Annotated in this window: 23 protein-coding genes; 12 read left to right on the plus strand and 11 right to left on the minus strand. The window is 59.4% G+C overall.

Annotation, left to right across the window (positions count from 1 at the left end):
- Positions 1-374: 374 nt before the first annotated feature.
- The 3 genes from CKW38_RS08085 to hmpA all read right to left on the minus strand — a co-directional run bounded on the left by CKW38_RS08085 (position 375) and on the right by hmpA (position 2871).
- Positions 375-884, minus strand: a complete 510-nt coding sequence (locus CKW38_RS08085) for a disulfide bond formation protein B (protein ID WP_095112391.1) — start codon at positions 882-884, stop codon at positions 375-377.
- 25 nt (positions 885-909) lie between these two features.
- Positions 910-1470, minus strand: coding sequence for an ester cyclase (locus CKW38_RS08090; protein ID WP_095112392.1), 561 nt, complete (start codon positions 1468-1470; stop codon positions 910-912).
- 219 nt (positions 1471-1689) lie between these two features.
- Positions 1690-2871 (minus strand): NO-inducible flavohemoprotein, encoded by a 1182-nt coding sequence (hmpA, locus tag CKW38_RS08095; protein WP_095112394.1) that lies wholly within the window; start codon positions 2869-2871, stop codon positions 1690-1692.
- A 164-nt stretch (positions 2872-3035) separates the two neighbouring features.
- On the opposite strand from hmpA, the gene norR reads away from it, so the two are divergent.
- The 5 genes from norR to CKW38_RS08120 all read left to right on the plus strand — a co-directional run bounded on the left by norR (position 3036) and on the right by CKW38_RS08120 (position 7627).
- A complete protein-coding gene (gene norR / locus CKW38_RS08100; protein ID WP_095112396.1) occupies positions 3036-4595 on the plus strand; it encodes a nitric oxide reductase transcriptional regulator NorR in 1560 nt (519 codons plus the stop codon).
- 327 nt (positions 4596-4922) lie between these two features.
- A complete protein-coding gene (locus CKW38_RS08105; RefSeq protein WP_008084803.1) occupies positions 4923-5825 on the plus strand; it encodes a chemotaxis protein CheV in 903 nt (300 codons plus the stop codon).
- A gap of 27 nt (positions 5826-5852) precedes the next feature.
- Positions 5853-6311, plus strand: a complete 459-nt coding sequence (locus CKW38_RS08110; protein ID WP_095112397.1) for an N-acetyltransferase — start codon at positions 5853-5855, stop codon at positions 6309-6311.
- A 156-nt stretch (positions 6312-6467) separates the two neighbouring features.
- Entirely contained in the window at positions 6468-6794 is a 327-nt protein-coding gene (locus CKW38_RS08115; protein WP_095112399.1) for a hypothetical protein, read from the plus strand.
- A gap of 83 nt (positions 6795-6877) precedes the next feature.
- Positions 6878-7627: a YkgJ family cysteine cluster protein gene (locus CKW38_RS08120; RefSeq protein WP_007916961.1), complete on the plus strand. Its 750-nt coding sequence runs from the start codon at positions 6878-6880 to the stop codon at positions 7625-7627.
- 175 nt (positions 7628-7802) lie between these two features.
- On the opposite strand, the gene CKW38_RS08125 is transcribed toward CKW38_RS08120, so the two are convergent.
- The 5 genes from CKW38_RS08125 to CKW38_RS08145 form a co-directional block, all read right to left on the minus strand.
- Positions 7803-8042: a hypothetical protein gene (locus CKW38_RS08125; RefSeq protein WP_007916963.1), complete on the minus strand. Its 240-nt coding sequence runs from the start codon at positions 8040-8042 to the stop codon at positions 7803-7805.
- Positions 8043-8153: 111 nt separating this feature from the next.
- Positions 8154-8459: a hypothetical protein gene (locus CKW38_RS08130; RefSeq protein WP_095112401.1), complete on the minus strand. Its 306-nt coding sequence runs from the start codon at positions 8457-8459 to the stop codon at positions 8154-8156.
- Between the two features lie 129 nt (positions 8460-8588).
- Positions 8589-9008: a hypothetical protein gene (locus CKW38_RS08135; RefSeq protein WP_095112404.1), complete on the minus strand. Its 420-nt coding sequence runs from the start codon at positions 9006-9008 to the stop codon at positions 8589-8591.
- Positions 8971-9600 (minus strand): nucleotidyltransferase domain-containing protein, encoded by a 630-nt coding sequence (locus tag CKW38_RS08140; protein ID WP_007916969.1) that lies wholly within the window; start codon positions 9598-9600, stop codon positions 8971-8973. Before CKW38_RS08140 ends, CKW38_RS08135 begins: the two co-directional genes overlap by 38 nt.
- 193 nt (positions 9601-9793) lie before the next feature.
- Positions 9794-10156 carry a DUF6124 family protein gene (locus tag CKW38_RS08145; RefSeq protein WP_095112405.1) on the minus strand — a complete coding sequence of 121 codons (363 nt, stop codon included), beginning with the start codon at positions 10154-10156 and terminating at the stop codon, positions 9794-9796.
- 954 nt (positions 10157-11110) lie between these two features.
- On the opposite strand from CKW38_RS08145, the gene CKW38_RS08150 reads away from it, so the two are divergent.
- The 7 genes from CKW38_RS08150 to CKW38_RS08180 all read left to right on the plus strand — a co-directional run bounded on the left by CKW38_RS08150 (position 11111) and on the right by CKW38_RS08180 (position 21084).
- Complete coding sequence (locus CKW38_RS08150) at positions 11111-12271, plus strand: efflux RND transporter periplasmic adaptor subunit (RefSeq protein WP_007916974.1); 1161 nt, start codon at positions 11111-11113, stop codon at positions 12269-12271.
- A complete protein-coding gene (locus CKW38_RS08155; protein WP_007916977.1) occupies positions 12268-15369 on the plus strand; it encodes a multidrug efflux RND transporter permease subunit in 3102 nt (1033 codons plus the stop codon). Before CKW38_RS08150 ends, CKW38_RS08155 begins: the two co-directional genes overlap by 4 nt.
- Positions 15370-15378: 9 nt before the next feature.
- On the plus strand, positions 15379-16056 hold the full coding sequence (locus CKW38_RS08160) for a heavy metal response regulator transcription factor (RefSeq protein ID WP_007916978.1): 678 nt from the start codon (positions 15379-15381) through the stop codon (positions 16054-16056).
- Positions 16046-17410, plus strand: coding sequence for a heavy metal sensor histidine kinase (locus CKW38_RS08165; RefSeq protein ID WP_095112406.1), 1365 nt, complete (start codon positions 16046-16048; stop codon positions 17408-17410). The genes CKW38_RS08160 and CKW38_RS08165 overlap by 11 nt, the downstream gene beginning before the upstream one ends.
- A gap of 305 nt (positions 17411-17715) precedes the next feature.
- Entirely contained in the window at positions 17716-17937 is a 222-nt protein-coding gene (locus CKW38_RS08170; RefSeq protein ID WP_007916980.1) for a hypothetical protein, read from the plus strand.
- 197 nt (positions 17938-18134) lie between these two features.
- Entirely contained in the window at positions 18135-19451 is a 1317-nt protein-coding gene (locus tag CKW38_RS08175; RefSeq protein WP_095112439.1) for an OprD family porin, read from the plus strand.
- A gap of 124 nt (positions 19452-19575) precedes the next feature.
- Positions 19576-21084, plus strand: coding sequence for a sensor domain-containing diguanylate cyclase (locus CKW38_RS08180; protein WP_095112407.1), 1509 nt, complete (start codon positions 19576-19578; stop codon positions 21082-21084).
- 202 nt (positions 21085-21286) lie between these two features.
- On the opposite strand, the gene lpxC is transcribed toward CKW38_RS08180, so the two are convergent.
- The 3 genes from lpxC to ftsA form a co-directional block, all read right to left on the minus strand.
- Positions 21287-22198 carry a UDP-3-O-acyl-N-acetylglucosamine deacetylase gene (lpxC, locus tag CKW38_RS08185; protein ID WP_007916984.1) on the minus strand — a complete coding sequence of 304 codons (912 nt, stop codon included), beginning with the start codon at positions 22196-22198 and terminating at the stop codon, positions 21287-21289.
- A 112-nt stretch (positions 22199-22310) separates the two neighbouring features.
- Positions 22311-23507 (minus strand): cell division protein FtsZ, encoded by a 1197-nt coding sequence (ftsZ, locus tag CKW38_RS08190; RefSeq protein WP_007916986.1) that lies wholly within the window; start codon positions 23505-23507, stop codon positions 22311-22313.
- A gap of 68 nt (positions 23508-23575) precedes the next feature.
- On the minus strand, positions 23576-24835 hold the full coding sequence (ftsA, locus tag CKW38_RS08195) for a cell division protein FtsA (RefSeq protein WP_007916987.1): 1260 nt from the start codon (positions 24833-24835) through the stop codon (positions 23576-23578).
- Positions 24836-24841: the final 6 nt, after the last annotated feature.

A 24841-nucleotide genomic window follows, 5' to 3' on the forward strand; every position in this document is an offset into this window, starting at 1 on the left:
AAAATTGTAGGTGTACCCGCGTCAGTTCAGACAGCTCTGATGGCTTTTTCCGAACGCTGAAACAGCGCAAGCCCCGATAACCCAAGGCTTTTGGCCATCTGCCAACGCTTGTTAAAACTGCCTGCTCTGGCACTCGCGTGCTAAAGCCGAAAAACCCCGAATCAGACCAATCCTTTTTTGTAACAACGGCCGATTCCGCGTCACTGAGGAGCCCTGCGACACGGCGCGTGTGACAACATGTCGCACACTTGCCGCACCCTCCCTTGCCGTCCGTCACGGTGTTTTCACAAACACTCTGAAATGCAAAACGCCCCGATTGGCTGATCCGCAAATCGGGGCGTTTTCTGTATCGGCCAGACTGCCGAATAGTTGACTCAGCGCAGTGCTTTTCGGTTACGCGAGGTCAGCAGCGGCACCAGAATGACCACCAGCACGAACGCCAGCAGTGCCCATTGCGCCAGCGACAGACCGAGGATCGGCGGGTAAGGCGTGGAGCAGAAACCGTCGACCTGAAAGCCCAGCGGGAAGATTTTCGCCAATGGCAGATCATCGACAATCGGCTGCAGCACATCGATGCCGCAGCTCACCGCCGGATAGAACTGGGTGTACACGTGATGCCCGGCCACACCGGCCCCGGCAATCGCACAAAGCACCACCAGCACTTCAAACACGGTGATGCTGCGGCGCGTGCGCATGGCCGCGCCGATGAACGCGAACAGCGCGATCAGCAGCAACGCATAGCGCTGCAAGATGCACAGTGGGCACGGTGCTTCACCGAGCACGATCTGCATGTACAGCGCACCACCGATCAGTGCCAGGCAGATAATGCCCAGCAGCACCAGAAAGCGCCGTTCACGTCCCAGTCGAATCGTTTCCTCGCTCATCGCGTTTCCCTTGTAAGTCCATGGTTCAGCTGGCCGGCGGCTGCGCGTGCAGTTGCGCCATCAAGCTGATGTTGTCTTCGATATGCCAATTGGCCGCGATGCGACCGTTATCAATCTGATAGATATCGGTTGCCCGGAAGTCTACACGCTGGCCCTGCCCTTTGAGAGCCTTGAACGTACCGCTGAAGTGCCCGCGAAAGTGCAGGTGCACTACCACGCGATCACCGGCGATGATCATTTGCTCGATGTCGCAACTCAAGTCCGGCACCGCCGTGCGAAAGAACTTCGACGCCAGCAACGGCCCGGTCGGCCCCTGCACCCGGCCCTCGGGTGGCGTCTGGTCGACAAACTGCGGCGACAACGCCGCCGTGGCCAGCGCCTCCTCACCGGAATTCCAGAAACTGCCATAACGCCGCGCGGCTAATTCCATGGCTTCGACCTGCGCCTTGGGCAGGCTCTGATCGACGATCAGGGTCTGCGGTTTTATCAAGGCAGATTCGGCAGAAGCAAACGGGCTGGCCAGCAACGCGGCCGAAAGACCGATGGATGCAAAACTGAAACGACGAGCGAAGGCGAAGTGCGACATGGGGCGATCCTGATCATGTAAACGAACGAGCGCCTATCATCAGCATCGGGGAATAAACGATAAACCGGTTAAGAAACGATTAACCTTTAAACACTTTTTAAGAATCAGCACCGCGTAACGGCCTTCGCGAGCAGGCTCGCTCCCACATTGGATCTGCGTCAAACACAAATCCCCTGTGGGAGCGAGCCTGCTCGCGAATGAAGGCAACCCGGTTTCAGATCACTCCAAAGCCGCTGCAGGCCCGAAGAACTCATAACGGCTCTGCTGCTCCGGTACACCCAGCGCTTTCAAATGCCGCTTGATCGCCGCCATAAAACCCTTCGGCCCGAGGAAGTAAGCATCCACATCACGCTGAGCCGGCAACCACTCGCCCAGCAACGCCTGATCCAGCATCCCGACCTTGTCCGCCGCTGGGCTGACACCGTCATCTTCGGCATAGCAGTAAAAACGTTTGAGTTGCGGATGGCGCGCCGCCAGCTCATCAATCCAGTCACGGAACGCATGCACGCTGCCATTACGCGCGCAGTGGATAAAATGCACCGGCCGCTCGGTTTCCAGCGCCGCTTCGAGCATCGCCAGAGTCGGCGTAATGCCGACGCCACCGCTGATCAGCACCAGTGGCTTGTCACTTGCAGCCAAGGTGAACTCACCCGATGGCGGGAACAACTGAATGCTCGCGCCGACCTGCAGTTGATCGTGCAAGTGATTGGACGCACGGCCACCCGGTTCGCGTTTGACGCTGATGCGGTACTGACCGTTGTTGGCCAGTGCCGACAACGAATAATTGCGGCGGATTTCTTCACCGTCGAGGATCAGCTTCATGCCGATGTACTGACCCGGTTCGGCCGCGAGGATCGGGCCTTTATCAGCAGGTTCGAAGTAGAACGAAATGATCTCCGCGCTCTCCTCGACCTTGGCCGCGACGATGAACTCGCGCGCACCACGCCAGCCGCCAAAGGCGTGTTCTTTCTGGTCGTAGATGGCGGTTTCGGCGCCGATCAGAATGTCCGCCAACTGGCCGTACGCCGCGCCCCAGGCACTCATCACTTCCGGTGTGGCGATCTCTTCGCCGAGCACTTCGGAAATCGCCCGAAGCAGGCAGGCACCGACAATCGGGTAGTGCTCCGGAAGGATCTGCAGGGCGACGTGCTTGTTGATGATTTTCGCCACCAGATCGCCCAACTGGTCGAGCTGATCGATGTGCCGCGCGTACATCAATACGCCGTTAGCCAAGGCGCGGGGCTGGTCACCGCTGGCCTGGTGCGCCTGGTTGAACAGCGGGCGAACTTCCGGGTATTCAGAGAGCATCATGCGGTAGAAGTGCGTGATCAGCGCTTCACCGCCGCTTTCCAGCAGAGGCACGGTGGATTTGACGATGGCACGATCCTGGACGCTAAGCATAAGGTTGACTCCTGAGCTTCTTGGAAAAGTTACCTAAGAGTTATCAGTATTCATGCCAACTTTTTTATTCATATAAATCAATAGCTTGAGATTTAAGTAGTCATAAAGACTCAGAGCACCTTATAGTCATCCGGACTACATCTTGTCTCTTTGACTACAAGACCATGACCGCCAAATCCCTGCTCACCGCCCTGCTGCCTCTCGTCTCCGACCTGTCTCGCGAACTGCCCGAGGGCGAGCGCTACCGACGCCTGCTCGAAGCCATGCGCGCCTTGCTGCCCTGCGATGCGGCGGCGTTGTTGCGCCTCGACGGGGAAGCACTGGTGCCGCTGGCGGTGGACGGCTTGAGCACCGACACCCTTGGCCGGCGCTTCAAAGTCAGTGAGCATCCGCGCTTCGAGATTCTGCTGAGCGGTGCCGGCCCCACGCGGTTCGCCGCCGACAGCGACTTGCCCGATCCTTACGACGGTTTGGTCGACGGCCTCGACGAACACCTCGAAGTTCACGATTGCCTCGGCTGTCCTTTATTTGTCGATGAAAAACTCTGGGGGTTGATCACCCTCGACGCCCTCGACCCCGAGCGTTTCGAACCGATCGAACTCGACGCCCTGCAAGCTTTCGCCAGCCTCGCCTCGGCCACGGTCAACGCCGCCGAACGCATTCAACGCCTGGCCAATCGCGCAGAAGACGAACATCAGCGCGCCGAGGTTTATCGCCAGGCCAGCGGCCAGCAAAACCGCGAGATGATCGGCCAGAGCAAGGCGCTGAAAAAACTGGTTGAGGAAATCAATCTGGTCGGCGGCAGCGATCTGACCGTGTTGATCACCGGCGAAACCGGCGTCGGCAAAGAACTGGTCGCCCAAGCGATCCACGCCGCCTCACCGCGCGCCGACAAACCGATCATCAGCCTCAACTGCGCCGCGTTGCCGGATACGCTGGTAGAAAGCGAACTGTTCGGCCACGTGCGCGGCGCCTTCACCGGCGCCACCAGTGACCGGCGCGGCAAGTTCGAACTGGCCAATGGCGGCACGCTGTTTCTCGATGAAGTCGGTGAGTTGTCGCTGACCGTGCAGGCCAAGTTGTTGCGCGTGTTGCAGAGTGGTCAATTGCAGCGTTTGGGGTCGGATAAGGAGCATCAGGTCGATGTGCGCCTGATTGCCGCGACCAACCGCGACCTGGCGGAAGAAGTGCGCAGTGGTCGCTATCGTGCCGACTTCTACCATCGCCTGAGTGTGTACCCGCTGCGCGTGCCGGCGCTGCGTGATCGTGGTCGCGATGTGTTGTTGCTCAGCGGTTTTTTCCTCGAACAGAATCGCTCGCGCATGGGCCTCAACAGCCTGCGCCTGAACAGCGACGCCCAGGAAGCACTGCTCGCCTACACTTGGCCGGGCAACGTGCGCGAGCTGGAACACTTGATCGGACGCAGTGCGCTGAAAGCGTTGGGCAACTGCAAGGTGCGGCCGAAGATCCTCAGTTTGAGCGCGGCGGATCTGGATTTACCGCGTGAGGTTGTGGATAACTCGGTTGAGTCTGTTGTTGGTGCGGTGACCGAGATGCCGTTGATCAGTGGGGATTTGCGCAGTGCGACCGAGCAGTATCAGCGGAGGTTGATCAGTGCGGCGCTGGAACGCAATCAGGATAACTGGGCGAGTGCGGCGCGGGAGTTGGGGCTGGATCGGGCGAATCTTGGGCGGATGGCCAAGCGGTTGGGGATGAAGAGCTAAAAGCACACCCTCACCCTAGCCCTCTCCCTGAGGGAGAGGGCTAGGGTGAGGTGTCTTGCGCCATACGCCGACCTGAAACATCGAGTCGATTATGGATTCGGCAGAGCAGGTTCAGGTCGGTGAATTACTACAATATTCCCCGATCGGCCCCCTCTCCCTCTGGGAGAGGGGGCCGATCGGGCGGCGTTCCGATGAGGGGCTTTGGCTTTTGATCTGCACGCCACCCGACAACTAACCTAAAGCCCAACCTTTTGACGCCGATAACCCGGCATCAATAGTTTCTGGCGATTTCCACCCTCGCCCACCACCTTTCCACAGAAGGTTCATATGTCCTCCACCAAAGCCCGCGCAGATTCACTTTCGCTTCTGCTGTTTACCTTGCGCAGCGGCAAGTTGATGGCGATCAACCTGCTGAAAGTCAGTGAAATCATCCCCTGCCCGCCGCTGACCAAGCTGCCGGAATCGCACCCGCACGTGAAAGGCATCGCCACGTTGCGCGGCGCCTCGCTGTCGGTCATCGACCTCAGCCGCGCCATCGGTGAACGTCCGCTGGAAGACCCGAACGGCGGCTGCCTGATCGTCACCGACGTCAGCCGCTCGAAACAGGGCCTGCACGTGCAGGCTGTGAGCAAAATCGTTCACTGCCTGACCACCGACATCAAACCGCCGCCGTTCGGTTCCGGCGGTTCGCGCGCCTACATCACCGGCGTGACCTCGGTGGACGGCACGCTGGTGCAGGTGCTCGACATCGAAAAGGTTATCCACAGCATCGCCCCGGCACAGATCGAAATGGCCCCGACCGACCTGACCATGGAAGACGCCGAAGTGCTCGGCAATGCGCGGATTCTGGTGGTCGACGACAGCCAGGTGGCGCTGCAGCAATCGGTGCACACCCTGCGCAACCTCGGCCTGCAATGCCACACCGCACGCAGTGCCAAGGAAGCCATTGACTGCCTGCTCGACCTGCAAGGCACCGCGCAGCAAATCAACCTGATCGTCTCCGACATCGAAATGTCCGAGATGGACGGCTACGCCTTCACCCGCACCCTGCGTGAAACGCCGGACTTCGCCCATCTGTACGTGCTGCTGCACACCTCGCTCGACAGCGCAATGAACAGCGAGAAAGCGCGCCTGGCCGGGGCGAACGGCGTGCTGACCAAGTTCTCCTCGCCGGAACTGACCCACTGCCTGATCGAAGCGGCCAAACACGTCGCGGCACACGGGCACTGAGTCTTGGTCGAGACGTATTGTTTTTTGATGCGGCGCGACCTCGGTAAGGACGCGCCGGATGCGTCTTGGCCACAGGACATTGAACTGCGCACGTACTCCGTCGAACTGGCGGCGGACGTGCATCATTTGATGCAACTGGGCTACCGCGAAGGCGGCGGCCGAGTGCCGGCGCTGGACGCTTGGCAGCAGCAATTCGAGAGCAATCCTGAATACGATCCGTCGTTGTGCTTTATTGCCCACGATGGCGACGGCGTGGTCGGTGTGGCGCAATGCTGGACCAGCGCCTATATCAAAAATCTGGTGGTGCATCCGCGCATGCAGGGCCGAGGACTGGGTCGGGCGTTGTTGCTCCATGCATTCAAGGTGTTTCAGCAACGGCGCGAAGGGTTTGTAGATCTGAAGGTGCTGGAGGACAACCATCGCGCGCAGCGGTTGTATGAAGGTGCCGGGATGTATGTGGTCCGCCGGGAACGGGTGCCGGACTGATTAAAGTCAAAAGATCGCAGCCTTCGGCAGCTCCTACAGGGAACCGCATATCCATGTAGGAGCTGCCGAAGGCTGCGATCTTTTAACGGTGTCCCAGGCAACAAAACTCTTTAGGCACACTCCAACCTTGGCCACCCACGACCAAGGATGCCCCCCATGAAAGCGCTCACCCTCAGCCTACTCTGCCTCACCGCCCTCGCGTCCCAGGCCCACGCCTCCAGCCCCGATGCCTGGGCCGCCTACGACAAAACCGTGCTCGCCAGTTGCAGCAAAGCCAGCGGCTTGAAAAACATCAAACCCGTCGGCACGCCCGCGCAATTCGATGACCGCGTCGGCTACACCGCCGTTTTGCTGCAAGGCCAATACCCGCAAAAACACATGAAAGGCCAGCAAGGCACCGAGCTGTGCCTGTACAACAAAAAATCGAAAACTGCTTTCGTCACCGAGTGGGACTCGATCCGTCCGACCGGCAAAACCCAGTGAATGGCGCATAACTTGCTTCGATCCAGGCCTGTGCGGTGGTTTTCCGCCACCGTTTCACACCCTGATTGAAGACAGATCGCTCAATGAATACGACGTTTTCCTGCGTAGGCTGCGGCAAATGCTGCACCGATCACCATGTCCCCCTGACCTTGGCCGAAGCCCGCATGTGGGCGGCGGATGGCGGCCAGGTGATCGTGCTGGTGGAGGCTTTTCTCGGCAATGGTCTGGGCTTGCCAGCGCAACAGCGTGAGCACGCTGAACGGCGTTCGGCGGTGGTGCGCAGCGGTGTCACGGATGCCCACGTGGCGATTACCTTCGCCGCGTACAACGTCGGCCCTTGCCGGAATCTTGACGAAGACAAGTTGTGCCGGATCTACGAGCGGCGGCCACTGGTGTGTCGCATCTATCCGGCGGAAATCAACCCGCATATCCCGCTCAACCCTGCCGCCAAGGATTGCCCGCCGGAGTCCTGGCAACAGGGGCCAGTGTTGATTGCCGGTGGCGAGTTGGTGGATCAGGAACTGGTGGAGTTGATTCAACGCTCGCGCCAGGCGGATCGGGATGACATCGGCATCAAGGATGCGATTTGCGCGATGCTCGGGATTCGCACCACGGCGTTGAAGGGTGACGGGTTTACAGCGTATTTGCCGAATATGAGCGCTTTTGCTTCGGTGATTGATCAGGTCACCGCGCAACCGCTGACGACGACTCCGAGTGAGTGGGTGTTTCATTTGTCCGGGGATGATGTGGCCGGGCAAGTGTTGGCGGCCGGGGCACAGGTGGTGACTGAACCGGCGCAGACGTATGCGTTTATTTCGCTGCGGGCGGCTTGATCGGGGTTTTGCAGCGATCGAACCGGCCTCATCGTTAGCACGCTAGCTCCCACAGGTATCTCGGGCGTTCACATAATTTGTGTACGACACAGAACCCTGTGGGAGCTGGCTTGCCAGCGAAAGGTCCGGCACGGGCAGTATCAGTCGCCGCGTTGAACGCAGGCGGGATTAAAACTCAGCGCTTGCCCATCGAACGACGGGTACCCGGCGGCGCCATGCCCGGGGTCTTGGTGTGGCCATTCTTGGCGCCGTTCTTGTACCACGGCTGGTTCGAGCCTTTGGCAGAGGCCAGCTCGCCCGGCTTGAATGGAAATTTGAACGCCGGGATTTCGGCTTTGGTATCGCTGGTGTCGGCCAGTTCAGCCGGGACATCGCTCACAGCGTCGTCAACCGGCGGCAGGGTCGGGGAAGTCATAAAAGCTCCGGAAAGCAAAAAGTCGGGCCCGATCAGTGAGCCGCGAAGGCGCGCAGTATACCTGTGCGCCATCGCTCGGCACCTGAAGATTTGCAACGCACGCCGAACGGTTTACAGGTAACTGATGATGACAATGCCTTTGTCAGTCAAGGTCTTCAGCGTTTCGTAGCGCATGGAAATCGGCAGCGCCTGATGACTGCAGGCGTTGCGCTCAGTGTCGACATCGACTTTCACGCCGGGCTTGATTTCGATCTGGCGAGACTCACGAGACGCAAACGCCCCGACCGGTCCGACCTGACAGCCAGAATCAACGATTTGCCCGGTAAAGCGGATCTCACCGGATTGGCTGGCAGGTGCTGCAAACGTAGTGAGTGGAAGCAAGAGGAGCACAGATGGCAGAGCGGTTTTCAGCTTCATTTCAAGACACTCCCGGGGTGGACGGCCCAGAGAGATTTGGGCCGTGCGCGGCCTGAGCCATACAAGCTGTATCCGCTCATAGAGGCGGATCTTTAAGAGATTAGTCAGGATCGCAAGCCGTGCCGAATGTCAGTTCATTCGTTGCTGGACGTTACTCAACAATTGCGAGGTGCTTTCCAACAACTGCGCCAGAAGCGCGTCATCCTCATCCATATACCCTTCGTATTCCGCGAGATTGCGCCGCTCATGACACAGCGCGAACAATCGCACCTGAATCTTGCTGATATGCGCCGTATGCACCAGGCACTGAAAGACCAGATAGCGTTTATCTGATCGATAGCCACTCAATCGAAGCGCCGTCAGCGCCAACGCGTGCGCTGCGTTATAAGCCAAGTCGAAACGGCTGGAAAAAGACAACGTAGAAGTTTGCGCATCCTTGAGCCGGTCCACGGCCGAGCGCATCAAGCCCTCACACTCCTTGCGATCCGGCGGCTCCGCTTTCAGCCCACCGCTACGTAGAAGATTCTCCAGACTCTCGTTGCTGCCCATCCTTGGACTCCAAAGGGTTTGCCCCTAACAGATCGATTTTTTCCTGCTGCACTACCCGCACGACAAAGCTGTTTTGCGCAGCCAGTTTCGCCGTCCAGTCTTGCGGGGTGTAAAGCGTGGGGTTGATGGGACGACCCAATTGCTCCTCCATAGGCATGAGCAGTTCCATGACGTCACTGTAGTGCAGGCCTTCGCCAATCAGCATGAGATCAATGTCACTGAGTGTGTTTGCTGTGTCCTTGGCGACGGAGCCATAGACAAACGCCCAGGTGATCTGCTCGGTAAATGGCTGCAATGCCTGACGCAGAGGCTCGGCGATGCCAAACGTCTTGCGGGCGATGCCCAGTAGTTCGGCATAGATGGGACAGGTGGGATTGGCCTGGTAATGGTTCTGATTACCCACCCTTTTCATGCGCAACACACCGGCTCGCTGCAGACGGTCGAGTTCACGCATGAGACTGCCTTTGCCAACACGCGCCCAGCGCGCGATCTCATTGGCATAGAAAGTCTGGTCAGGCTTACCGAACAGCAGACCCAACACTTTTTGTTGAGTGGTGGTAAACAGCGCTTCGCTTAGAGAGATAGTTTCCACTGTGAAGGCCAAAGAGTCCCAAAAAGGGAACGATAGGTCCCTTTTTGGGACTTATCAACCTTGCGAATATTTCCAGAGACAGCGGCCACAGAACAATCGCCATCGCAAACAGGCCCACACCTACATTTGGAGTGCGATCCCCTTGTAGGAGCGAGCCTGCTCGCGAAGAACGATGATGCGGTGCTCAGACGGATTACGTTTGCGGATCAACCCGATCCAGCGCCCGGGTTACCGCCAACTCGGCGAGCATGACGATCTGCTGGATCGCCAGCGCCGTACTGCGCTGCGGGCGACTGAGCTGATCAGCCAGATCACCGGCCATGACATTGGCTGAAGCCAGCGATTCACAGGCGTGGGCGAGCAGGCTTTCAGTGTCGATGTCCGGGTGGATGAGGAACATCGTACTGGGCTGACGCGGTTTGACCGGTTCGGGACAGAGGTAGAAATCGAGAGCGCGTTTGATGGCTTCGCGGGTTTTGAGCTGGTCGTCGGCGCGGATGGCGTCTTCGAGTGGGGTGGTGGGATCGATGGGTGGATCGGGTACGGGCTTAGTCATGGAATGTTCCTAATCAAAGCCAACACATGCCGTTTCTCACGCGGCGGAGTGGTGGCAGCTATGTGCGGAGTGAGAAACCGGTAGGAACAAGCCCGGCCGAACCGAAGTTCGCCCGCACACAGCCGCCATAAAAATTGCAGGGCAGCAAATAGCCGGCGGCAATTATGGTGGTACTGGTGTTGGATTAACAGTTCCTACGGGCTCTCACACCCGATCGCCGAGTTTTCGGCGACAACCCAAGACTAGAGAGCGCACGTCCGACGGACAACCTGAAAACCTTGTGGGAAGGTTCTGGTTATTTGACACAAATTTAAACAGCCAAAAGCCAACCCTCACCCTAGCCCTCTCCCAGAGGGAGAGGGGACTGACCGAGGTGTTTGGGAGAGGTACACCGACGTGAAATACCGCGTTGAACTCAGGTTTTGAAACGCCCGAAAATCGGCTCCCTCTCCCTCGGGAGAGGGCTGGGGTGAGGGGCAAATCCACCACAAATCCAAAGCCGATCACGCCGCGCTCTTCACCACTCAATAGGCCGAGTGTCAGCTCGCCTGCTCTTGATCTTGATCTTGATCCACGGGCGACGTCGGAAGGCTGAGTGGAGGGATTGATACGGGCGTGGGAGCGCAGCGACCGTTTGGCGCAGCCAAACACAGCGAGAGGAGGTGCAGCGAAGCAAACCGTAGGCGCTGCGCCCGGATCGATCCCGCAGCGAAGGAACCCCGAGCCCCAGCGAGCGGGCCGTACGTAGGAGCAAGCCTTTTTGGTTACTTTTTCGGCGTCTGGAAAAAGTGACCCGCCGTAAGGGCGGAACCGTAATCAGCAACACCCGCAGCAACGGATATACACCCAAAGAAAACTGACAGCGCTGACAGCCAGCCGTCACCCTCCTGACCCCCAAACAAGTTTATAACTACCCAACCTGCCCAAACTCCAAACCTCCGGCGCCCACCCCGCATGCGAATCCAAAAGAACAAAGCCCTGCTCGCCACCCTATTGATCGTCCTCGCAGGCGCAGGTCTGTGGTACGCCCTGAAACCCGCCCCGACCAAACTCGCCACCCCCACCGCAATCCCCGTGCGAGTCATAGCGGTCAGCGAAAAAGACGTCCCCCGCTACACCAGCGGCATCGGCTCCGTCCTCTCATTACACAGCGTCGTCGTGCGCCCCCAGATCGACGGCATCCTCACCAAAATCCTCGTCAAAGAAGGCCAACTCGTCAAAGCAGGCGACCTGCTGGCCACCATTGACGACCGCTCCATCCGCGCCAGCCTCGACCAGGCCCGCGCCCAACTGGGCGAAAGCCAGGCGCAACTGCAAGTCGCCCTGGTCAACCTCAAACGCTACAAACTGCTCACCGTCGACGACGGCATCTCGAAACAGACTTACGACCAGCAACAAGCCCTGGTCAACCAACTCAAAGCCACCGCCCAAGGCAACCAGGCTTCGATCGATGCGGCGCAGGTGCAACTGTCCTACACGCAGATCCGCTCCCCCGTCACCGGCCGCGTCGGTATTCGCACAGTCGACGAAGGCAACTTCCTGCGCATGACCGACACCGCCGGCCTGTTCACCGTCACCCAGATCGACCCGATCGCCGTCGAATTCTCCCTGCCGCAGCAAATGCTGCCGACCCTGCAAGGCCTGATCAACGATCCGCAGCGCGCACCGGTCAAGGCCTACATCGGCGCCGACACCGATGGCGAAACCGGCAACCTGCTCGGCGAAGGTCACCTGACCCTGATCGACAACCAGATCAACGCCAACACCGGCACCATCCGCGCCAAGGCCGAATTCGACAACGCCAGCCAGAAGCTCTGGCCCGGCCTGCTGGTCACGGTAAAAATTCAGACAGCCCTCGACAAAGATGCGCTGGTCGTCCCGCCCACCGTTGTACAACGTGGCCTCGACCAACACTTCGTTTACCGGGTCAACGGCGACAAGGTCGAAGCCGTGCAAGTGCAGATGGTTTATCAAGGCAGCGGTCAGGACATCATCAAAGGCGTGAAGGCCGGTGACGTGCTGGTCACCGATGGCCAGTCGCGGCTTAAACCGGGTTCAACGGTGCAAGTCATGAGCGAGCCGGCGCAGGTGGTGCAAGCGGAGCCGAAACCATGAAGGCGCACAAAGGCGTCTCGACGTGGTGCATCGATCACCCGGTCGCAACCATTCTGCTGACCATCGCGCTGGTGCTGGTCGGTTTGATTGCCTTCCCGCGTTTACCGATTGCCCCACTGCCGGAAGCGGAATTTCCGACGATTCAGGTGTCCGCGCAGTTGCCCGGCGCCAGCCCCGACACCATGGCCTCGTCCGTGGCCACGCCGCTGGAGGTGCAATTCAGCGCCATCCCCGGCATGACCCAGATGACCTCCAGCAGTGCGCTCGGCTCCAGCCTGCTGACCCTGCAGTTCACCCTCGATAAAAGCATCGACACCGCCGCCCAGGAAGTCCAAGCGGCGATCAACACCGCCGCCGGCAAACTGCCCAAGGACATGCCGACCCTGCCGACTTGGAAGAAGGTCAACCCGGCCGACAGCCCGGTGCTGATCCTCAGTGTCAGCTCGTCACAAATGCCCGGCACCGAACTCAGCGACCTGGTGGAAACCCTGCTCTCGCGTCAGATCAGTCAGATCGACGGCGTAGGCCAAATCAACATCACCGGTCAGCAACGTCCGGCGATTCGCGTACAAGCCTCGGCCGACAAACTCGCGGCGATCGGCCTGACCCTCGCCGACATTCGTCTGGCGATCCAGCAGACCAGCCTCAACCTCGCCAAAGGTGCGCTGTACGGCGAATCGAGCATTTCCACACTGTCGACCAACGATCAGTTGTTCCACCCCGAGGATTACAGCCAACTCATCGTTTCCTACAAGGATGGCGCCCCGGTTCACCTGCGCGATGTCGCCAAAGTCGTCAACGGTTCGGAAGATGCCTACGTGCAAGCGTGGGCCGGTGATCAACCCGGGGTGAACTTGGTGATCTCGCGTCAACCGGGCGCGAACATCGTTGAAACCGTCGACCGCATTCAAGCCGCCCTGCCCGGCCTCGAAGCGATGCTGCCGGCCTCGGTGCAAGTGAAAACCCTGATCGATCGCACCCAGACCATTCGTGCCTCGCTGCATGAGGTCGAGATCACCCTGTTGATCGCGATCCTGCTGGTGGTCGCGGTGATGGCGCTGTTCCTGCGTCAGTTGTCGGCGACCCTGATTGTTTCGGCGGTGCTCGGCGTGTCGCTGATCGCCAGTTTCGCCCTGATGTACATCCTCGGTTTCAGCCTTAACAACCTGACGCTGGTGGCGATCGTGGTGGCCGTGGGATTTGTGGTCGACGATGCCATCGTGGTGGTGGAAAACATCCACCGCCATCTGGAGGCCGGCGACGATATGCGCGAAGCGGCGATCAAGGGCGCGGGCGAGATCGGTTTCACCGTGGTCTCGATCAGTTTCTCGCTGGTGGCAGCGTTTATTCCGCTGCTGTTCATGGGCGGTGTGGTCGGGCGACTGTTCAAGGAATTCGCCCTGACGGCGACCTCGACCATCATGATTTCCGTGGTGGTCTCGCTGACTCTGGCTCCAACGTTGGCGGCGCTGTTCATGCGCAAACCGGTGCACCACGCCCACGCCAAACCGGGCTTCAGCGAACGTCTGCTCGGCTGGTACGAGAAAGGTCTGCGCCGCGCCCTCGCCCATCAGAAGTTGATGATCGGCGTTTTCGGTTTATCGCTGGCGCTGGCCATCGGCGGTTACATCTTTATCCCGAAAGGTTTCTTCCCGGTGCAGGACACCGGTTTCGTCCTCGGCACCACTGAAGCGGCTGCGGATATTTCCTACGGCGACATGGTGAAAAAACACTTGGCCATGGCCGAAATCGTCGCCGCCGATCCGGCCGTGCAGGCGTTTTCCCACTCGGTCGGCGTGTCCGGCAGTAACCAGACCATCGCCAACGGCCGCTTCTGGATCGCCCTGAAAAAACGTGGCGACCGCGATGTTTCAGCCAGCCAGTTCATCGACCGCATCCGTCCGCAACTGATGAAAGTCCCCGGCATCGTCCTCTACCTGCGCGCCGGCCAGGACATCAACCTCAGCTCCGGTCCAAGCCGCGCGCAGTATCAATACGTGCTGAAGAGTAACGACGGCGCGACCCTCGCCACATGGACACAACGCCTCACGGAAAAACTGCGCAGCAACCCGGCGTTCCGCGACATTTCCAACGACCTGCAACTGGGCGGCAGCATCACCCACATCAGCATCGACCGCAGCGCCGCCGCCCGTTTCGGCCTGACCGCCAGCGATGTCGATGAGGCGCTGTACGACGCCTTTGGCCAGCGGCAGATCAACGAATTCCAGACTCAGGTCAATCAGTACAACGTGATTCTGGAGCTGGATACCAAACAACGCGGCAAAGCCGAAAGCCTCAACTATTTCTACCTGCGCTCACCGCTGAGTGGCGAGATGGTGCCGCTGTCAGCGCTGGCCAAATTCGATGCGCCAACCATCGGCCCGCTGTCGATTGCCCACGATGGGATGTTCCCGGCCGCCAACCTGTCGTTCAACCTCGCGCCCGGCGTGGCGTTGGGTGATGCGGTGATTCTGCTCAATCAGGCCAAGGCCGAGATCGGCATGCCGACGGCGATCAGCGGCAATTTCCAGGGTGCGGCGCAGGCGTTCCAGAGTTCGCTGGCCAGCCAGCCGTGGCTGATTCTCGCGGCGCTGGTGGCGGTGTACATCATTCTCGGTGTGCTTTATGAAAGCTTCGTGCACCCGCTGACGATCATTTCGACATTGCCGGCGGCGGGTTTGGGCGCAGTGATCATGCTATGGATCTGCGGCCAGGACTTTTCGATCATGGCGTTGATCGGCCTGGTGTTGCTGATCGGTATCGTCAAGAAGAACGGCATCCTGATGATCGACTTCGCGCTCGAAGCGCAGCGCCACCGAGGTCTGTCGCCGCAGGAGGCGATTTTCGAAGCGTGCATCACGCGGTTCCGGCCGATCATCATGACCACCCTCGCCGCCCTGCTCGGTGCCCTGCCGCTGATGCTCGGTTACGGCACCGGCGCCGAACTGCGCCAACCGTTGGGGATCGCGGTGGTCGGCGGTTTGCTGGTCAGCCAGATGCTGACGTTGTTTACCACTCCGGTCATATACTTGTGGCTCGAGCGGCTGTTCCACCGGCCCAAACCGATGCCCTCACCGGCATTGGCGACCACAGACTGAGGCAGGGTCATGCGCGTTCTGATTATCGAAGACGAGGAAAAAACCGCGGATTATCTGCACCGCGGTCTGACGGAACAGGGTTACACCGTGGATCTGGCTCGCGACGGCGTCGAGGGTCTGCATCTGGCGCTGGAAAGCGACTACGCGGTGATCGTCCTCGACGTCATGCTACCGGGCCTCGATGGCTTCGGCGTACTGCGCGCATTGCGTGCACGCAAGCAGACCCCGGTGATCATGCTCACCGCCCGCGAGCGCGTCGAAGACCGCATCAAAGGCTTGCGCGACGGTGCCGACGATTACCTCGGCAAACCGTTTTCCTTCCTCGAACTGGTCGCGCGTCTGCAAGCACTGACCCGGCGCAGCGGCGGCCACGAACCGGTGCAAGTGAGCATCGCCGACCTGTGGATAGATCTGATCAGCCGCAAGGCGACCCGCGCCGGCACCCGACTGGATCTGACCGCCAAGGAGTTTTCGTTGTTGAGCGTCCTCGCCCGTCGCCAAGGTGAAATCCTTTCGAAAACCGCGATTGCCGAGATGGTCTGGGACATCAATTTCGACAGTGACGCCAACGTCGTCGAAGTGGCGATCAAACGCCTGCGCGCCAAGCTCGACGGGCCGTTCGACGAGAAACTGCTGCACACCATTCGCGGCATGGGTTATGTGCTGGAGAGCCGTGGTGTCCAGTAACTCGATTGCCCTGCGCCTCAGTGGAATGTTCACGCTGGTGGCGCTGCTGGTGTTTCTGTTGATCGGCGGCGCGTTGTATCAACAGGTCGACAAAGGCTTGGGATTGCTCCCGGAAGCCGAGCTGGATGCCCGATATAGCGTGCTCGAATCGGCGCTCAATCGCTTCGGCACGCCGGAGCACTGGGTGAAAATCAACGCCAAGTTGAAGCTGCTCGGCGAAGAGGACAAACGCATTCGTTTCTGGGTGGTGAGTGGCGATCCGGGTTACGAGTATGGTCAGCCCGATGCGGCGATTCGCGCGTTCGCTCAAGGCCCGCTGGGCATGCATGACCTGCAGTTGCCCGACCATCCTTATCCACTGAAAGTGTTGCTGACCGAGTTGCCAGCCAAGGATCAGCGGCCGCCGCTACGCTTCATGATCGGCATTGATACCGAGACCTTTCACGAGACTCAGCACAATCTGTTGATCGCGCTGATCGGGTTGGCGATTGTCGGTGTGTTGATGGCGTCGGCGCTGGGGTATTGGGTCGCGCGGATTGGTTTGAAGCCGTTGATCAAACTGTCCCATGAGGCTCAGCGCTTGGCGCCACCACTACGCGCCGGGCGCTTGCGTTTGTCACCGCTGCCACCGGAGCTTGAGCAGTTTGTCGATTCGTTCAACTCGACGCTGGAACGGGTCGAGCAGGCCTACTCGCGGCTGGAATCGTTCAACGCCGACGTCGCCCATGAACTGCGTTCACCGCTGACCAATTTGATTGGCCAGACGCAAGTGGCGCTGACCCGTGGGCGCTCTGCCGAACACTATTTCGAAGTGCTGCAATCCAATCTTGAAGAGCTGGAACGGCTGCGTTCGATCATCAATGACATGCTGTTTCTGGCCAGTGCCGATCAGGGCAACAAGGCGACCAAGCTCACCTCGACTTCGCTGGCTGCTGAGGTGGCGACGACGCTGGAGTATCTGGATTTCATCCTTGAAGATGCGCAGGTTGAAGTGCAGGTCAGCGGTGATGCACTGGTGCAGATCGAGGTCGCGCATTTGCGCCGGGCGTTGATCAATCTGTTGAGCAATGCGGTGCAGCACACCGGCCCGGGTCAGGTGATTGAGGTGCGCATCGAGGTTGAGGAACATCAGGTGAGTATCGGCGTGGCCAACCCCGGTTCGCCGATTGCCAGTGAGCATTTGCCACGGCTGTTCGAGCGCTTTTATCGGGTCGATGCGTCGCGCAGTAACAGTGGCAATAACCATGGGTTGGGGCTAGCGATCGTCAAGGCGATTGCGCTGATGCATGGCGGGGATGTGTTTGTGCGCAGTGATCGGGGGATGAATACTTTCGGGATTTATTTGCCGGTCTGAAAAGCCCCTCACCCTAACCCTCTCCCGGAGGGAGAGGGGACTGACCGTGGTGCTCTTTCAAAGTACGCCGACCTGAAAGCTCGAGTCGAACTCAGGCTTTGAAAAGCCCCCGATCGGCTCCCTTTCCCCCTCGCCCCCTTGGGGGAGAGGGCTGGGGTGAGGGGGTTGCCCTTGGCCGCACCGCGATCTTCGACTTTTACCTCCCGCGCAACAGTCATTTATGAAAATCACGCTGTTTCCCAACGCCCGGCGACCTTATCTTTGCCCGCACCAAACAGCACTCGCCAAGCGAGAAGGTTTTCAAGATGTCCAACAGTATGGGTATTGCCAGCGCGTTCGTTTTGTCCTCATTGATCCTGTCGCCGATGGCGATGGCTGAAGAATCGCAATCGTTCGTGGCGCACAATGTCGCTCGCGCGCAGGCCTTCGATCAGCATCAGGCCGAAGTGATGGCCAAGGCTCAGGACGCCTCGCAAGCCCCGCAGGCTGCCACTTCCCAGACTCAAGCAAGCGAGAAAGACAGCTGAGGCGCGCTTCGCGCCAACGTTTCCCTCGACGCGGTTGTTTGGCTCTTCCCGTTCAACCGTCGTCATTCCAGGCCGCTGCCTTTCAGCGGCCTTTTTTCGTTGTGGTCTGAAAGCCGTTTGGTTCGTCTGTAACAACAAGAAACATCGAGCGCCTCAAAATATAGAGGCGCCAGTTGACCCAAGGAGCTCCATTGCACGTGCGTTACCCAGTCCGCTTCACCCCGCTGTTCATTGCAATTGCCGCAACGATTGCCCCTGCCGCCCACGCCGACGAGCCTGCCAAAGAAGGCTTTGTCGAGGGTTCGAGCCTCAACCTCAACGCCCGCAACTACTACATGAATCGCAACCGCTTGCAGAAAGCGGACGACAACATCGAGTGGGGCCAAGGCTTTCTTGGGGTGTTCAAATCGGGTTACACCGAAGGCACGGTCGGTTTCGGCATTGACGCCCACGCCATGCTCGGGTTGAAGCTGGATGGCGGTGGCGGCACGGACGGGTCAAGCATCCTGCCGGTCCGAGAGAATGGCGGCAAAGCGCCGGGTTCGTTCTCCACGGCGGGCGGCACGTTGAAAATGCGCGCGTTCGATACCGAATTGAAGGCCGGAGACCTGTTCCTCACCAACCCGGTCATCGCTGGCGGTGAAACGCGCATGCTGCCGCAGACTTTCCGTGGTGTGAGTCTGACCAACCACAGCTTCGACGGCTGGCTGATCGAAGGCGGCCAAGCCAGTTTCACCAAGCCGTATAACCAAAGCGGTCACACGCGTATTGGCACTTCCTACGGCACCCTTGCCGACGGCGATGAGAGCCAGCACCTGAACTGGGCCGGTGTGGCCTGGAGCGGCGTCGAAGGTCTGACCAGCAGTCTTTACGCCTCCGAGCTGAAGGACATCTGGAACCAGTACTACTACGACCTGGATTACACCTGGCAGTTGAACGATCTGGTCAGCCTCAACCCGGGCCTGCATTTCTATCACACGCAAGACACCGGTGATGCGCTGCTGGGCAACATCGACAACAACACCTACAGCCTGCATTTCACCGTTGGCGTCGGTAATCACAGCGTCACCGCCGCGTATCAGCGGGTCAACGGCAACACGCCGTTCGACTACATCAGCCAGGGTGACAGCGTTTATCTGGATAACTCGCAACAGTATTCCGACTTCAACGGCCCGAACGAACGCTCGTGGAAGCTCAAGTACGCCTATGACTTCGCCGGTGTCGGCGTGCCGGGTCTGACTTCGTCTGTGTCCTACTCGCGCGGCACTGTCGACCTGACCAAAGTTGACCCCGACAGCAAAGGCTATTCCAACTGGTACAGCGCCGATGGCCGCAACGCCAAGCATTGGGAACGCGATCTCGACTTGAAGTACGTGGTGCAGAGCGGTCAGGCCAAGGATCTGGCGGTGCACCTGCAATGGGCGACCAACCGTGGCGGCAACGGTTACGGCGTGATTGATTCGGATACAGATGAATACCGCGTGATCATCGACTACCCGATCAACGTCTTCTAAGATCGGCGCCACAGCACAGTCTTGAAGTCCAGGCTCGCTCCCACATTAGGAATGGTTTCTGGCTTCGGCTGTGGTGTTTGGCCTACTACGCTTATAAGACCTTCCCCCAACCGACAGCCCAATCATGATCGCGAGCCGTACCCCACCCGTTGCGGGCAAGACCGGACGCCCCGAGCTGCTGCTGATCTGCGGCAGTTTGCTGACAGTGATCGCGATTCTGTGCATCGTCACGTTCCTGCTGATCCGCGAGCACGCCAATGCTCGGGAATCGGCGACCCGCAGTGCCACCACCATTGCGCAACTGATCGACGCCGATGTGCTGCGCACCGTCGAGCTGTACGACTTGACCCTGCAAGGCCTGATCGCCGCCGCCCAGCGCGATGACCTGCAAGATGTCTCACCGCAGATCCGCCATCTGGCGCTGTTCGACCGCTCGACCACGGCACGCTTCAAGGGCGACATTCTGTTGCTCGACAAACATGGGAATGTGATTGCCGATTCTTCGCGAATCGAGCCAAAACCGGGTAATTTTGCCGACCGCGATTACTTCCTCGCCCACGCCTTCAATCGCGACATCGGCATGTTCATCAGCCGTCCGTTCAAGACCCGTTGCGACTGCGACGAGGCCAATCAGTGGCGAATCAGTTTCAGTCGCCGGATCTCCTCGCAAACCGGTGAGTTCGCTGGTGTGGCCGTGGCGTCGATGAAACTCGACTACTTCGACCAATTGTTCAACAGCCTCGACATTGGCAAAGACAGCACGCTGAACATCATCAACAGTGACGGCGTCCTGCTCGCACAGAAGCCTTATCTGCAAAGTGATTCCATCGGCAAAAGCTTCGGCAACCGGCCGAATGTCGTGCGCATCCTCGGAGACAAGGACGGCAGCGGCAGTTTCACCAGCACCTCGAGCATGGATCATCAGCAGCGCCTCTATACCTATTCGCGGGTTGGCAATTTGCCGTTGACGGTGATGGTTGCGCTGTCCAGCGATCAAGTGTTCGGCACCTGGCGGCGCACCGCGATTCTGATCAGCGGTGCCACGGGCGTGTTGTGCGTGGGTCTGTTGTGGCTGACCTGGCTGTTGGCCCGCGAGTTGCGTTTGCGCCAACGGGCCGAGCGCGAGCTGGCGCAACTGGCTGCTACCGATGCGCTGACGGGCGTGGCCAATCGGCGAATGCTCGATCAGGCACTGCGTCATGAGTGGTTCCGCGCCCAGCGCTCGGGCAAACCGATGTCGGTGATGATGATCGATGCCGATCACTTCAAGGCTTTCAATGATCGACATGGGCATCAGGCCGGGGATCAGGCGTTGAAGACGCTGGCCAAGGTCATCACGGACAATGTGCGGCGACCGGCGGATTTGGTCGCGCGTTATGGCGGGGAGGAGTTTTCGGTGATTCTGGCCGAGACCGACGGCCATGGCGCGCAGCAGATTGCCGAGCATATTCGTCAGGCGGTGGAGCAATTGCCATTGGTCGATGGGGCTGAGCGGCTGATGACCGTGAGTATTGGCATCGCGACATGGACGGCGGCGAGCGAGATGACGCTGGAGCAGTTGCTGTTTGCGGCGGACAAGGCGTTGTATCAGGCCAAGGAAGGTGGGCGTAACCGGGTGGTGGTGGCTGCCTGATAGATGTATTGGCTTCACCGGCCCTATCGCTGGCAAGCCAGCTCCCACAGGGATTTGTGATGTGCTGCAGATTTGTGATTCACAAAGAAACCTGTGGGAGCTGGCTTGCCAGCGATAGGGCCAGATCAGGCACCAGAGAAATTGCAGGCATAAAAAAAGGCCATCCGAGGATGGCCTTCAAAAAACTAGAGAGGTTTTTTACTTACACCGCCGCAACCGGGCGCATGTAAGAGATTGGTGCGGTGCTGGCGTCTTCGAACGTCACCACTTCCCAAGCATCTGTCTGCTCAATCAACTTGCGCAGCAGCTGGTTGTTCAGTGCGTGGCCGGACTTGAAGCCTTTGAACTCACCAATCAGGCTGTTACCCAGCAGGTACAGGTCGCCAATGGCATCGAGGATCTTGTGCTTCACGAATTCGTCTTCATAGCGAAGGCCGTCTTCGTTCAGTACGCCATCGGCATCAACCACGATCGCGTTTTCAACGCTGCCGCCGAGTGCGAGGTTGTGCTTGCGCAGGTACTCGATATCACTCATGAAACCAAAGGTACGGGCGCGGCTGACTTCTTTTACGAACGAAGTGCTGGAAAAATCCACGCTTGCACTTTGGGTGCGGTCCCGGAATACCGGGTGATCGAAATCGATCTCGAAGCTCACCTTGAACCCTTCGAAAGGGACGAAAGTGGCGCGCTTGTCGCCGTCTTCCACTGTCACTTCACGCAGGATACGGATGAATTTCTTGGCGGCGTCCTGTTCTTCCAGGCCTGCCGATTGAATCAGGAATACGAAGGGTCCAGCGCTGCCATCCATGATCGGGACTTCGGACGCGGAGAGCTCGACGTAGGCGTTATCGATGCCCAGGCCAGCCATGGCCGAGAGCAAGTGCTCTACCGTGTCCACTTTCACGTCGCCGTTGATCAGCGTCGTCGACATAGTGGTTTCACCGACGTTTTCCGCGCGGGCAGGAATCTGCACCACAGGGTCGAGGTCAGCGCGACAAAACACAATGCCAGTGTCGACAGGCGCAGGCTTGAGGGTCAGATAGACCTTCTCACCGGAGTGCAGGCCTACACCTGTGGCACGGATAATATTTTTCAGTGTGCGTTGTTTAATCATGGCTTGGGCCGCTTCAGCGCAAATTGCGAACTGGTATCAACAAAGGCTGGCGATGATAGCAGACCATGCCTTTGCTGAACACCAATCACCTTCATAGCCCTGATACATTCCATCAATCGGCCTGACGACGCAGGAAAGCCGGGATGTCCAGGTAGTCCAGATCATCTTGCGGATTCATCTTCGCGGCAGCCGCAGCACCGGCCTGAGCCTGGTTGCGCATGACGGTCGGACGGTCCAGATCACGGTAGTTCACCGCTGGCGCTTCCTGACGGGCCGCAGCCGGTTGTTGCACCTGGGCAGAAGCCATGGAGGTGTGAACGGTGTTGTCGATAACCTTTACAGGCTTCTCGATTTTCGCGCCCAGACCGGTGGCAACCACAGTCACGTGCAGTTCGTCGCGCATGTCCGGATCGATAACGGTACCGACCTTGACCATCGCGTGCTCGGAAGCGAAGGCTTCGATGATGCTACCCACGTCGGAGTACTCACCCAGGGACAGGTCAGGACCGGCGGTGATGTTCACCAGGATGCCGCGTGCGCCTTGCAGGTTCACGTCTTCCAGCAGCGGGTTGCGGATGGCCGCTTCAGTGGCTTCACGTGCACGGTTCGGACCGCTGGCGCAGCCAGTGCCCATCATCGCCATGCCCATTTCGCTCATTACGGTACGCACGTCGGCGAAGTCGACGTTGATCATGCCCGGACGCTTGATGATGTCGGAGATACCGCGAACGGCACCGGCCAGTACATCGTCAGCCTTGGCGAAAGCCGACAAGAGGCTTGCGTCTTTACCGAGGATGGTCAGCAGCTTCTCGTTAGGGATGGTGATCAACGAGTCGACGCTTTCCGAAAGCATGCGGATGCCTTCATCGGCGATCTGCATACGCTTGCGGCCTTCGAACGGGAACGGACGCGTTACTACCGCAACGGTCAGAATGCCCATTTCCTTGGCCACTTCGGCGATGATCGGCGCAGCACCGGTACCGGTACCGCCGCCCATGCCAGTGGTGATGAACACCATGTTGGTGCCCTGCAGGACTTCGGCAATGCGCTCACGGTCTTCGAGAGCGGCCTGACGACCTACTTCAGGGTTGGCGCCGGCGCCCAGACCTTTGGTCACGCCGGTGCCCAGTTGCAGAATGGTACGCGCGCCGATGTTTTTCAGCGCTTGAGCATCAGTGTTGGCGCAGATGAATTCAACGCCTTCGATGTTGCTCTTGACCATGTGATTGACAGCGTTGCCGCCGCCACCGCCAACACCGATAACTTTGATTACCGGGCTTGCGGGGATGTTGTCTACGAGTTCGAACATTTTCCCTCTCCTTACATTCTCTAGTTTTTTCGCCTACTGCATTTTTGTTGCGGTGTTGCGGTAAAGCTTTAGAAGTTGCCTTGAACCCACTTCTTCAATCGGTCCAGCAACGGCGCCTGTGGCTCTTCGTTGCTGTAGCTGTCGCGGCTGCCGATGCCGGAGAACGAAACCCCGTCGGACTGCTTTTGCAGGCCGTACATCAACAAGCCCACGCCAGTGGAATAAATCGGGTTGCGCACCACGTCATCCAGACCTTTCACGCCATGCGGTACGCCGAGGCGGACCGGCATGTGGAAGATTTCTTCGGCCAGTTCAGTGGCGCCTTCCATCTTCGACGTACCGCCGGTGAGGACGATGCCGGCCGGGATCAGGTCTTCGTAGCCGCTGCGACGCAGCTCGGCCTGGATCAGGGTGAACAGTTCGTCGTAACGCGGCTCGACCACTTCGGCCAGGGCCTGACGCGACAGTTCGCGCGGTGGACGATCGCCAACACTCGGCACCTTGATGGTTTCACCGGCACCGGCCAGTTTGGCCAGGGCGCAGGCGTAGCGGATCTTGATCTCTTCGGCGTACTGGGTCGGGGTGCGCAACGCCATGGCGATGTCGTTGGTCACCTGATCACCGGCAATCGGGATCACTGCGGTGTGGCGGATCGCGCCTTCAGTAAAGATCGCGATGTCAGTGGTGCCGCCGCCGATGTCGACCAGGCACACGCCGAGTTCTTTCTCGTCGTCGGTCAGCACCGAGTAGGCCGAAGCCAGTTGCTCGAGAATGATGTCGTCGATTTCCAGACCGCAGCGACGCACGCATTTTTCAATGTTCTGTGCGGCGTTGACGGCGCAGGTGACCACGTGAACCTTGGCTTCCAGACGCACGCCGGACATGCCCAGCGGCTCGCGCACGCCTTCCTGGTTATCGATCACGTAATCCTGCGGCAGGGTGTGCAGCACGCGCTGGTCAGCCGGGATAGCTACAGCCTGAGCGGCGTCGAGCACGCGCTCAAGGTCAGCCGAGCTGACTTCACGATCACGGATCGCGACGATGCCGTGGGAGTTCAGGCTGCGGATGTGATTGCCCGCCACGCCGACGAACGCCGAGTGAATGCGGCAGCCCGCCATCAGTTGGGCTTCTTCGATCGCGCGCTGGATCGATTGCACGGTGGACTCGATGTTGACCACCACGCCCTTCTTCAGGCCACGGGACGGATGGGTACCGATCCCGACGATTTCCAGCGAGCCGTCGTCGGAGACCTCGCCGACCAGCGCCACCACCTTGGAGGTGCCGATATCGAGACCGACGATCATTTTGCCGCTTTGCACGTTTGCCATGGGTCC

Source organism: Pseudomonas sp. Irchel 3H7 (genome assembly GCF_900187605.1).
Classification (GTDB): domain Bacteria; phylum Pseudomonadota; class Gammaproteobacteria; order Pseudomonadales; family Pseudomonadaceae; genus Aquipseudomonas.

Coding starts and splice junctions, on each gene's coding strand:
- CKW38_RS08085 (WP_095112391.1), bottom strand. CDS start 884: ATGAGCGAGGAAACGATTCGACTGGGACGTGAACGGCGCTTTCTGGTG.
- CKW38_RS08090 (WP_095112392.1), bottom strand. CDS start 1,470: ATGTCGCACTTCGCCTTCGCTCGTCGTTTCAGTTTTGCATCCATCGGT.
- hmpA (WP_095112394.1), bottom strand. CDS start 2,871: ATGCTTAGCGTCCAGGATCGTGCCATCGTCAAATCCACCGTGCCTCTG.
- norR (WP_095112396.1), top strand. CDS start 3,036: ATGACCGCCAAATCCCTGCTCACCGCCCTGCTGCCTCTCGTCTCCGAC.
- CKW38_RS08105 (WP_008084803.1), top strand. CDS start 4,923: ATGTCCTCCACCAAAGCCCGCGCAGATTCACTTTCGCTTCTGCTGTTT.
- CKW38_RS08110 (WP_095112397.1), top strand. CDS start 5,853: ATGCGGCGCGACCTCGGTAAGGACGCGCCGGATGCGTCTTGGCCACAG.
- CKW38_RS08115 (WP_095112399.1), top strand. CDS start 6,468: ATGAAAGCGCTCACCCTCAGCCTACTCTGCCTCACCGCCCTCGCGTCC.
- CKW38_RS08120 (WP_007916961.1), top strand. CDS start 6,878: ATGAATACGACGTTTTCCTGCGTAGGCTGCGGCAAATGCTGCACCGAT.
- CKW38_RS08125 (WP_007916963.1), bottom strand. CDS start 8,042: ATGACTTCCCCGACCCTGCCGCCGGTTGACGACGCTGTGAGCGATGTC.
- CKW38_RS08130 (WP_095112401.1), bottom strand. CDS start 8,459: ATGAAGCTGAAAACCGCTCTGCCATCTGTGCTCCTCTTGCTTCCACTC.
- CKW38_RS08135 (WP_095112404.1), bottom strand. CDS start 9,008: ATGGGCAGCAACGAGAGTCTGGAGAATCTTCTACGTAGCGGTGGGCTG.
- CKW38_RS08145 (WP_095112405.1), bottom strand. CDS start 10,156: ATGACTAAGCCCGTACCCGATCCACCCATCGATCCCACCACCCCACTC.
- CKW38_RS08150 (WP_007916974.1), top strand. CDS start 11,111: ATGCGAATCCAAAAGAACAAAGCCCTGCTCGCCACCCTATTGATCGTC.
- CKW38_RS08155 (WP_007916977.1), top strand. CDS start 12,268: ATGAAGGCGCACAAAGGCGTCTCGACGTGGTGCATCGATCACCCGGTC.
- CKW38_RS08160 (WP_007916978.1), top strand. CDS start 15,379: ATGCGCGTTCTGATTATCGAAGACGAGGAAAAAACCGCGGATTATCTG.
- CKW38_RS08170 (WP_007916980.1), top strand. CDS start 17,716: ATGTCCAACAGTATGGGTATTGCCAGCGCGTTCGTTTTGTCCTCATTG.
- CKW38_RS08180 (WP_095112407.1), top strand. CDS start 19,576: ATGATCGCGAGCCGTACCCCACCCGTTGCGGGCAAGACCGGACGCCCC.
- lpxC (WP_007916984.1), bottom strand. CDS start 22,198: ATGATTAAACAACGCACACTGAAAAATATTATCCGTGCCACAGGTGTA.
- ftsZ (WP_007916986.1), bottom strand. CDS start 23,507: ATGTTCGAACTCGTAGACAACATCCCCGCAAGCCCGGTAATCAAAGTT.
- ftsA (WP_007916987.1), bottom strand. CDS start 24,835: ATGGCAAACGTGCAAAGCGGCAAAATGATCGTCGGTCTCGATATCGGC.